Source organism: Arhodomonas sp. KWT (assembly GCF_010993615.1).
Window position 1 is genome coordinate 1 of sequence record NZ_WNXE01000222.1, and the last position, 1,606, is coordinate 1,606.

A 1,606-nucleotide genomic window follows, 5' to 3' on the forward strand; every position below is an offset into this window, starting at 1 on the left:
CCGAGGGAACCAACCGGCGCGGCCATGTCTGGTTCCGCTGGTTCAACGAGCTGCCGGTGATCGTACTCGTCGGCGTGGTGCTACTGGTGGAGCTCAAGCCCTTCTAGGGAGCCGGATCGGGGTCGGGGCCGGGGCCGGTGTCCGGCCCCGACCGCGCCTCACTCGGGGATCTGCGACTGCTGGTAGTTCTGCTCGCCCACCCGGTCGACGAGGTCCAGCTGGGTTTCGAGCCAGTCGATGTGCTCCTCCTCGTCGTCGAGGATGCGGCGGAACAGGTCACGGCTGACGTAATCCTGCACGGACTCGCAATAGGCGATGGCCTCGCGCAGCAGCGGGCAGGCCGTCTGCTCCGCGCGCAGATCGCACTCGAGGATCTCACGCACCGTCTCGCCGATCATCAGCCGACCGAGGTCCTGGAGGTTCGGAAGCCCCTCGAGGAAGAGGATGCGCTTGATCAGCTCGTCGGCATGGCGCATCTCGTCGATGGATTCCTGGTACTCCTTCTCGCCCAGGCGGGCCAGCCCCCAGTCCTGGAGCATGCGGGCGTGGAGGAAATACTGGTTGATGGCCGTGAGCTCGTTGGTGAGCGCACGGTTGAGGAAATCGATGACCTTCGTGTCGCCTTTCATTGTGCTGCCTCTGTGCCCGTGTTGGTGGCATGGATGCACAGAGTCTAGCGCATGAAGGGGCCCCTTTAGCCAGCCGGGGCGGGAACGGCAGTGTTCACGCGGCGCTAGGCGACGGCGGGCGTAGCGGCAGGGAAGCCGAGTGCAGGCGCGTTCTCGTCGGGGGCCGTCCGTTCGGCGAGCATCGCCCGCGCAGCGGGACCGCACTTGCCGCAGCAGCTGCAGACCCCGAGCTCGCGGCGCAGCTCCCGCATGGTCCGGGCGCCGGCATCGATGGCGGCGTTGACTTCTCGGTCACTCACGGCGCGGCAGACACAGACGTACATGGCGCACTCACATCCGGTATTGATGGAGATACGCTACGACTTTCACACCCGATTAGTCAAACACGAATTATTATTATTTGTGACCTTCATCACCGGACTTACTTGCCCGCCCGCGTGAGGCTGCCCAGGCCCTTGGCCTCCAGGGCCCCCCGCACCAGCGCGCGGACCTCTTCCGGATACTCCAGCGCCAGGGCCTCGTCGAGCAGCGAGCGGGCCTCGGCATGGGGGAAGCTGCGGATCACCCACTTCACGCGCAGCAGGCCTACGCTGCTCATCGACAGGCCGCTCAGGCCCATGGCGAAGAGCAGCAGCGCCGTCGCCGGATTCCCGGCCATACCGCCGCAGACGCTCACCGGCACCCCCGCGACCCGGCCAACCTGGGCGACGTCGTTCACCGCACGGAGCACCGCCGGGTGTAGCTCGTCGTAGAGGTTCGCGACCCGTGGATTGTTGCGGTCCACCGCGAGCAGGTACTGGGCGAGGTCGTTGGAACCGATGGACAGGAAATCCAGACGCCGGGCCAGGCTCGCCGCCTGGTAGACCGCTGCCGGCACCTCCACCATCGCGCCGAGGCGCGGGCGCACCACATCCACCCCTTCCTCGGCGAGCTCGCGCTGGGCTCGCTCCACCAGGGCCACCGACTGCTCCACCTCC

At 67.0% G+C, this 1,606-nt stretch carries 3 protein-coding genes; all 3 read right to left on the reverse strand.

Going from position 1 to position 1,606, the window contains the following annotated elements:
• Positions 1–158: 158 nt before the first annotated feature.
• A complete protein-coding gene (gene bfr, locus G7A99_RS16920; protein ID WP_163142321.1) occupies positions 159–629 on the reverse strand; it encodes a bacterioferritin in 471 nt (156 codons plus the stop codon).
• Positions 630–733: 104 nt separating this feature from the next.
• On the reverse strand, positions 734–952 hold the full coding sequence (locus G7A99_RS16925) for a bacterioferritin-associated ferredoxin (RefSeq protein ID WP_163142324.1): 219 nt from the start codon (positions 950–952) through the stop codon (positions 734–736).
• A 98-nt stretch (positions 953–1,050) separates the two neighbouring features.
• Positions 1,051–1,606, reverse strand: a 556-nt coding sequence (locus G7A99_RS25635) for a putative PEP-binding protein (RefSeq protein WP_305792328.1), incomplete at its 5' end; no start/stop codon positions are given.